Raw genomic sequence first — 8,476 nt, forward strand, 5'->3', positions numbered from 1 at the left:
ATTAGCAGCCAACTTACCTGCAGATTGGTAACCAGGATCAATGCTAAATACTCGCGGGAACAAGAAAGAGAGAAGATCATTGCCACCAACGCCTGTTACAACCACATCTTCACGTTGTAGTTCTTGTAGACGCTTGATCACGCCAAGAGCCAATGTGTCACTGGCACAGACAAGAGCTTGAGTTGTAGGAGTTAGTACCTCATCCACCAGCTGATAAGCGCTTTCATGATGAAGCTGCCCAGTACGATAGTTCGCAATCACTCCAGTGCTTTCGCACCAATCGAGATAAGCCTTAAGACGCAGCTCACCCGTTGATTTATCGCTAGGATCAACACCAATAAAGCCGACATCTGAGATCCCCTGATCCGATAAATGCGCCAACGCACTATTGATCACCTGCTGGTTATCATAGTTAATCGACGTCACGTTCTCGGTATCCAAAGCAATCACCACCGCTTTGTGTTCCCACGCTTCGATCGCAGGAATATCGCAGTCAGTAAAGCCAAATACAATAATGCCATCAACGTTACGACGCTTTAGAACTTGCAGGTGCTCATTGGCTTTATCTCTATCAAGTTGGCTTTCCATGATCACGACATCGTAATCCGCTCGATACAACTCGGCCAGCATAGTGCTAACGGCTTTATTTTCTGAGGGAGAGTCCAAACGAGAGATAATCACGCCGATGACTTTTTGGCTGCCACCGCGCATCGATTGCGCAGACTTTGAAGGCGTGTACCCAGATTCTTGAATTACTCTTTCCACCCTTTCACGGGTTTCAGGTTTCACTTTTGGATCATTGGTCAGAACGCGTGATACGGTTGACTTACCAACACCGGACAGCTTTGCAATATCAAGAATAGTGAGTTTTTTGCTCATAAAAAGTCTAACGTTAAAGGGGAGAGAAGAAAAAGTGAGGGTAGATTCCCTCACTTAACTGTTTGTAAATCCTAGCAGTTCTTACTATGACTTACTTTTGGCAATTTCGATAGACTACGCGACCAAGTTCTAGACGCGCATTGTCACCTTTCGTGCGCAAAGTGATGCTGTTAATCATCTCTGAAGTGCCATCATCTAAGATGTATTTGGTTCCTGAGCCCGCTGGAACTTGAGTCAAGCGGTATTCATTATCAGGCAAGCGTAGTACCGCTTTTTCATTATCAAGGTAAGACACATCAAACGAAACGTCAGACTCACATTGATAAGTCACGAATTGATCATTCGATGTTGCGCTATCAGTCTCAGGGGCTGCTGATTTAGAGCACCCAACCAATGCTACTGTACATAGAGATGCCACCGACATAGCTTTCATACTTCGTTCCTCATCTTTATATAGTCAACGACACTTAGCCTATTCACAGGTTCGAACAAACCTAATGTAAGTGCCTAATGATAGGTCCATACCTTAGTAATAAATAAAACGTTTAGCCTTTTAAGAAAGCGGGTACGTCTTTAATGCTATCAAGTACCACGCTAGCCAACGCTTCACCTTTTTCAGTGATGGGTTTACCGGTTCTGACCAAGACTTTAGTACCAACACCTGCCGCTTCTGCAGCCATCATGTCTTCCGCTTTATCGCCGATCATGACCGAGTTAGCCATATCAATCTTCAGAAAGTCACGAGCAGAAATGAACATGCCTGGCTTTGGCTTACGACATTCACAATCTTGCTTGTAGTCGCCAATACCGTGTTCCGCGTGGTGCGGGCAGTAATAGATGCCATCAAGCTCAACGCCGTTATCGACAAAGTTCCAATCCATCCACTGCGTCAGAGAAAGAAAACGATCTTCACTAAACATGCCGCGAGCAATACCAGATTGGTTGGTCACTAGCACCAATAAATAACCCATATCTTTAAACGCTTTCGCCGCTTCAAACACACCATCGATGTATTCAAAGTCATGCTCATCATGTACGTAGCCGTGATCAACGTTAATCACACCATCACGATCTAAAAAAACAGCAGGTTTAGACAAAATTTTGTTCTCTATCAACTCTCTATTAATCATTAATTATTACACGCTTTATTTGCTTCATCACTATCTATTTAGTTTTGCGTTCGTTAACGATTTGTTTCAAGCTTAACCATACAATCGACGTTTAGCCGTCTAGACGTAAAAATATCTATTGACTTAGATCATAGAACACCATAGCATCGTCTGTAAATCGAGCGAGCTATCGACATATTATTCTGTTCTACCTGCACGGGTTTCTCTATGATTAAAGTGAATCAAGTCAACAAGGTTTTTTATCAAGGCACTAAAGAAATCAATGCCTTAATTGATATCAACCTCCACATTCCTCAAGGTCAAATCTTTGGAGTCATCGGCTCTTCTGGTGCAGGCAAAAGTACCCTGATCCGTTGTGTAAATATGTTGGAAGCTCCGACCTCTGGTGAAGTGATTGTTGACGGTATCGACCTAACAAAACTCAGCAAATCAGAACTTAGCGAAGCGCGCCGTAACATCGGCATGATATTCCAGCACTTCAACCTGCTGTCTTCTCGTACTGTATTTAACAATGTAGCACTGCCTCTAGAACTTGCTGGTAAAGATAAAGCGATTATTGAGGCGAAAGTCAGCGAGTTACTTGAACTGGTTGGCCTTGCTGATAAGCGTGACACCTACCCAGCAAACCTAAGTGGTGGTCAAAAGCAGCGTGTTGCGATTGCTCGAGCACTGGCCTCTGACCCGAAAGTACTGCTATGTGATGAAGCAACCAGCGCATTGGATCCAGCGACAACTCAATCTATCCTTGAGCTGCTGCGTGAAATCAACCGCAAGCTGAACATCACTATCCTGCTTATTACGCACGAGATGGATGTCGTGAAAAGCATTTGTCACGAAGTTGCGATCATTGGCGGCGGTGAATTGGTAGAGAAAGGCACAGTCGGTGACATCTTTGCTCACCCTAAGACAGAGCTAGCACATCAGTTTATTCGCTCAACGCTGGATCTGACGATTCCTGAAGATTACCAAGCGCGTTTGCAAGAGACTCGCGTAAACAGCAGTTATCCGCTGGTGCGTCTTGAGTTTACTGGTGCAACGGTTGATGCTCCGCTGATGACGCAAATCGCACGTAAATTCAACATCGACGTCAGCATCCTAAGCTCTGACCTTGATTACGCCGGCGGCGTGAAGTTCGGCATGATGGTTGCTGAGCTGTTCGGTAATGAAGCAGATGATAATGCTGCTATCCAATTCCTACGCGACAACAATGTAAAAGTAGAGGTGCTTGGTTATGTCCTTTAGTTTCAACGAGATTGCTGACTGGATCAGCCTTAACGGTAACCTTCTATTAGGCGCAACAGGCGAAACGCTTTACATGGTTGCTGTCGCAGGCATTGTTGGCTTCGCGGTCGGTATCCCATTAGGCGTGATTCTACACACGACTAAACGAGGTGGTCTGCTAGAGAACACCAAGGTAAATAAAATTCTCGGTGCGGTTGTAAACGTCGGCCGTTCAGTGCCTTTCTTAGTGCTGATGGTGGCGATTATCCCACTGACTAAGATGCTGATTGGTACCTTCATCGGCACAACAGCAGCGATTGTTCCACTGACGATTGGCGCTATCCCATTCGTGGCTCGACTTATCGAGAGTGCGCTACTTGAAGTACCAACAGGTCTAGTAGAAGCGGCTCAATCAATGGGCGCAACACCAACACAAATCATCAATAAGGTTCTGCTTCCAGAAGCACTACCGACTATCATCAACTCAGTAACGATTACGCTAGTGACTCTGGTGAGCTACTCAGCAATGGCCGGTACTGTGGGCGGTGGTGGCCTAGGTGATGTCGCGATCCGTTACGGATTCCACCGCTACGATGTGACCATCATGGCTGTGACAGTAGTGATGTTGATTGTGTTGGTACAAATTATTCAATCAATCGGTGATTCATTAGTTCGCCGCGTTGACCACAGATAAAGACTCACGCATAAAGATTAGAGTCGTCTGAACCCAATTAAATAGATTTATTAAAAGGAGATTATTATGAAATTTAGCCTTAAAGGTTTACTGACTATCGCAGCAGCAGCTTCAGCGCTAGTTCTAGCAGGTTGTGGTGATAAAGAAGTGGATACTTCTAAAGTAAAAGTTGGCGTAATGGCAGGTGCAGAAGCTCAAGTTGCTGAAGTGGCAGCTAAAGTAGCGAAAGAGAAATACGGCCTAGATGTTGAGCTAGTAACGTTCACAGATTACGTAACACCAAACGCAGCTCTAGATGATGGTTCTATCGATATTAACGCATTCCAACACGCACCGTACCTAGATCAGCAAGTGGCTGACCGTGGCTACAAGCTAACTATCGCTGGTAACACGTTTGTTTACCCAATTGCGGGTTACTCTAAAGAAGTGAAATCAGTAGACGAAATCCAAGACGGTGCTCGTATTGCTGTACCAAACGACCCTACAAACCTAGGTCGCTCTCTACTTCTTCTTGAGCAACAAGGTCTTCTTGAACTTCGTGAAGGCGCTGGTCTTCTAGCTACAGTTCGCGACATCGTGGGTAACCCTAAGAACCTAACGATTGTTGAACTAGACGCAGCTCAACTGCCACGTTCTCTTGATGATGTTGCTCTATCTATCATCAACACAACTTACGCAAGCTCTATCAACCTGACTCCACAAAAAGATGGCGTATTCGTTGAAGACAAAGATTCTCCTTACGTAAACCTAATCGTTTCTCGTGAAGACAACCTAAACGCTGAGAACGTACAAAACTTCGTTAAAGCTTACCAGACTGAAGAAGTGTACAACGCAGCTTCTGACATCTTCCAAGGTGGCGTCGTTAAAGGTTGGTAATCAACTAAACGACAGCACTGTATAGATACCCGAAGGGGCTGACATAACGTCAGCCCCTTTTTATTGGTTAGGATTTACAAGTAAGTTCGACTTACCACCAAGCTTCCACTTGCATACCTACACTCATTTCACTGTTTTTACCTTCGCCGAAGGCATTGTCGTTTTCAGCATCATTCAGGTAAGTAGCGAAGATACGGAATTCAGGACGAGACCAGAAACCCACTTGTGGAACCCAAGCCTGAGCGATTGTGAATTTACCACCTGCCCCATCTTGGTTATCAATCGTTTCAACAAAACCACCAATTTCAAGGATGGTACGCATGCGCTTGTCCCACTTATAAAGCGGACGAATGACGGCACTGAAAGAGTCATCATCGCTATTATTCGCGCCGACACCCGTAGACATGGCATAACGAACAGTATGGCCAAACTCAATATTCTCGCCAATCGCAAGTACGCCCCAGTTAATCAAACGGAAGCCATCGGCGTCGTTGTTGTTTGCATCACGAACGATGCCTTTACCCGTTCCAAAAGTCGTCATCTGCTCGGCATAACCAGAGTTAGCAACCTGTAGAATGGTTTTGTTGAAACCGCCTGATAGGTTTTGATTCAAGCTCGCGGTTAGCATTACGCTGTCATCCGCATCCACCGTTTGACCTTGTTTTTCATTGGCGAAGTTCATATCAATACCGACCTCAAGATCCGCATTGTTCCACAATGGAATGCCCGCATAACGTATATCAGCAATCATGGCTGTGGTTTCTTTGCCATCAAACACATCGCCAGTCACCGTGTCTTGAATCAAAGCCACCGATAATTTACCAGGGCCTAGGTTGATGTGTTCAACGCCGGCACCAATACCACTTACATCCCAGTAGTAGTTATCAACGATGTGCACATCATGACGTTGGTAGTAGCGCTCACCCGCCCAAATCCCAATGTCCTTATCTTCAAAAAGCCCCACCGCCTGAACATTCAATTGCACCACATCCACGCTTTTATCCGCGGCATTCTCATCTTGGCCTTGCCAGTACGACCACATGGAATCAACTAAAAATGAAACGTCGTCCTCAGCATACACCTCTTTCTTAAAGCCAAACTCACCATACAGGTCATTTTCGTTGCCGAGTCGGCCAACTTTACTCACCTCCCACTTGCTGTTTGAGCCGCCTCATTACTCAGGCCAACGCCGCCGCGCATGTAGCCATTGAACTCCAATGGCGTGGTTTCATCAGCGTATAAATTAGGAGTAAGTAAAGCAGTAGAGAGTGCAGCAGCAATAGGTAACAGTTTCATCGTCCATTCCTTTCAGATCTAGAATCAGGTTATTATTTATGAATGGGAACATTCCCATGGGATCGATCCCATTTATATTGAGCAGAATATAAATTGAAAGAGAACTGATTGATTATTGTGATCAGGCTAACTATTGAGGTAACTAAAATTTGATGGGTGTTGGATTATTTCAATGAATACATTAGTGCTACAGAAAGAGCTGAATATCACGTTCTGTACGTATTTAAAGGGGAAAAGGGTAACGATAAGAGAGTAATAAAGATCGAGCTAAGACAGGTAACGAAGTCAAGGCATCGGGGATGATACAAGGTGCTAAGTGTTTAATATAAAGGGAAAAAATATCGGAGCACTAAATTAGCACTCCGACATCTAAAGCATGACGTTTAAATAACCACAAGAAGACTACTTCAGGTGATCCCAAGAGATGTTTGACACCAATCGGCAGTCATCACACTTGAAATAGAAAATATCATGGATAGGCGCATCTAGCAGCCATTCACCACCACATTGCGGGCATTTGCGCTCTTTTTCATCTTTCAGGCTGATTCCACCGACACGGTATAAGTAGTAGTAGGTTGGAACCTTAGTCAGATATTCAATGCGCCCTCTTAGACCCCAACCGCGCTTAAACAGCACACTCTTAGTGTCACTGATCTCGGTTAGCGTTGCATGTTCAGCGCGACAACCACCACCCATTTGTACTTCATCACAGGCTTGCCATTCGGTCTGCCATTTCAACACGGCTTTATGGTCGCCATTGAAGGTAGGTGGATTACGATACAAAGGGATTGGTAGCAAGCTATCGCCACTACGCAGCGGCGAACAGGTGTGCACGAAAGTCGTGTATAGCACCTGCCAGCTAGGCGTTTCATCTTCTGCCACTTCTTCTGAGTTCAGGTCTCGACCTAGCAAACGCATTTTAGGCGCTAGTAGGCTCGCGTTAGACAAGCGATCAAAACACACTTTCACAAAGTCTGAATGATTACGCGGGTGCAAACTGTCTTGCTCCGGGCACACAACGCGAACATAGAACTCACCATCGCCCATCACGATTGGGAACTCACGACCTAACACTTGTCCGTTATAACGAAGTGCATCCATTAAGCCATTAACAGCCTTGTCGACAGCGCTTACCGTTGTGTTATCAAAACACTCAAATTGAAGTTCTAGTACGTACATCTATTTATACCGCTGGTTGTAGCTTTTCTAAAAATTCTGCCAATGTCTCGGCGAGTACATCACGATTTTTGGTGCCTAAGCGCTCCAAAATCACGTTACCCGTTAGGTTACAGATAGAGATAACGTCCAGCTCTGCATCGGTCGCGGCAATGAAAACCGTTGGTTTTAGCTTCAAGCGGCGCTGAGTTACTAGGTGACCCAAAATGTTTTCTTGTAGGCATTCGAAGTCTTCATCACTCCAAATCTGTAACAGAGTCAGCTCGTTACCATCAAAAGTCGCGTTCATATCTGCGCTGAATTGTGCGCCGTAGAAAGTCTTGATGTCTTCATGCAGAGTCAACTCAATACCGGTTTCAACGTTTGTGAAATCCGCGAATTGCTCACGTGGATAGTGCTTCCACAACACGGCGTCGCCACTCTTTTCTTCTACGCATGGCGATACGATGTCCACCAACTCCTCATTACGAGGTAAGCTTTGGTGTTGCTGCTGCCACGCGTCAATGTATCGCTGACTAAAAGAAAGTAGTGCGTCTTGAGCACGTTGAGTCATGAAAATCTCCTAAACACAAAATAATAAATAGAATCCGAGCCCTTTCCGCGCCGATTAAGCGATGACTTAATGACAGGGTAAGGGGGATTCAGTAAAATCGACCCCATTCTAATCGAATTTGAAACGAAAGTATGAGCAAATATTCTGACGCAAAAGAGCTAGCGGGTTTAACCCTTGGCCAAAAAACTGAGTACTCTAACCAATACGATGCAAGTTTATTGCAACCAGTGCCTCGTAGCTTGAATCGTGATGATCTTGCGCTAAACGGTGAACTGCCTTTTGTTGGTCATGATATTTGGACGATGTACGAGCTTTCGTGGCTAAACACCAATGGCCTACCACAAGTGGCGGTCGGTGAAGTTTTCATCCCAGCAACCAGCCCAAATTTAATTGAATCAAAATCTTTCAAACTGTACCTGAACAGCTACAACCAGACTCAATTTGAAAACTGGGATCAAGTCACTGAGCGCCTGACCCAAGATTTGTCGGCATGTGCAGGTGAAACGGTGATTGTGAATGTAAACTCAGTAACCGACTACACCAACCAACCTATCGTGACGATGGAAGGTGACTGTATCGACAACCAAGACATCCAAATCACCAGCTACGACTTTGAAGCGTCACTGCTTGAAGGCGCTGCTGGCGAACAAG

The 8,476-nt window shown here is 45.2% G+C and carries 8 protein-coding genes and 2 pseudogenes; 4 read left to right on the forward strand and 6 right to left on the reverse strand.

Annotated features, from left to right (window positions below; genetic code table 11):
* The 3 genes from treR to gmhB form a co-directional block, all read right to left on the reverse strand.
* Positions 1–879: trehalose operon repressor TreR (gene treR / locus IQQ51_RS15520; RefSeq protein WP_228012896.1), on the reverse strand; the 879-nt coding region annotated here is incomplete at its 3' end.
* Between the two features lie 91 nt (positions 880–970).
* On the reverse strand, positions 971–1,312 hold the full coding sequence (locus IQQ51_RS15525; RefSeq protein WP_193841543.1) for an MliC family protein: 342 nt from the start codon (positions 1,310–1,312) through the stop codon (positions 971–973).
* 112 nt (positions 1,313–1,424) lie between these two features.
* Positions 1,425–2,009: a D-glycero-beta-D-manno-heptose 1,7-bisphosphate 7-phosphatase gene (gene gmhB, locus IQQ51_RS15530; protein WP_017060762.1), complete on the reverse strand. Its 585-nt coding sequence runs from the start codon at positions 2,007–2,009 to the stop codon at positions 1,425–1,427.
* Positions 2,010–2,216: 207 nt separating this feature from the next.
* On the opposite strand from gmhB, the gene metN reads away from it, so the two are divergent.
* From metN to IQQ51_RS15545, 3 genes are all read left to right on the forward strand, one after another.
* Complete coding sequence (metN, locus tag IQQ51_RS15535; RefSeq protein ID WP_017060763.1) at positions 2,217–3,251, forward strand: methionine ABC transporter ATP-binding protein MetN; 1,035 nt, start codon at positions 2,217–2,219, stop codon at positions 3,249–3,251.
* A complete protein-coding gene (locus IQQ51_RS15540; protein WP_050649641.1) occupies positions 3,241–3,924 on the forward strand; it encodes a methionine ABC transporter permease in 684 nt (227 codons plus the stop codon). Before metN ends, IQQ51_RS15540 begins: the two co-directional genes overlap by 11 nt.
* 66 nt (positions 3,925–3,990) lie before the next feature.
* A complete protein-coding gene (locus IQQ51_RS15545) occupies positions 3,991–4,800 on the forward strand; it encodes a MetQ/NlpA family lipoprotein (RefSeq protein WP_019824947.1) in 810 nt (269 codons plus the stop codon).
* 91 nt (positions 4,801–4,891) lie between these two features.
* Here IQQ51_RS15545 and IQQ51_RS15550 read toward each other — a convergent pair.
* The 3 genes and pseudogenes from IQQ51_RS15550 to syd all read right to left on the reverse strand — a co-directional run bounded on the left by IQQ51_RS15550 (position 4,892) and on the right by syd (position 7,825).
* Positions 4,892–6,096, reverse strand: a pseudogene (locus IQQ51_RS15550) (carbohydrate porin).
* A gap of 402 nt (positions 6,097–6,498) precedes the next feature.
* Complete coding sequence (locus IQQ51_RS15555; RefSeq protein WP_017060766.1) at positions 6,499–7,275, reverse strand: Zn-ribbon-containing protein; 777 nt, start codon at positions 7,273–7,275, stop codon at positions 6,499–6,501.
* A gap of 4 nt (positions 7,276–7,279) precedes the next feature.
* Positions 7,280–7,825 (reverse strand): SecY-interacting protein, encoded by a 546-nt coding sequence (gene syd / locus IQQ51_RS15560; protein WP_054547577.1) that lies wholly within the window; start codon positions 7,823–7,825, stop codon positions 7,280–7,282.
* A gap of 131 nt (positions 7,826–7,956) precedes the next feature.
* Between syd and queF the strand changes: the two are divergent.
* Positions 7,957–8,476: pseudogene (gene queF, locus IQQ51_RS27200) on the forward strand (NADPH-dependent 7-cyano-7-deazaguanine reductase QueF); the annotation flags it as partial.

Source organism: Vibrio sp. OPT18, from assembly GCF_015163615.1.
Lineage (GTDB): Bacteria > Pseudomonadota > Gammaproteobacteria > Enterobacterales > Vibrionaceae > Vibrio > Vibrio coralliirubri.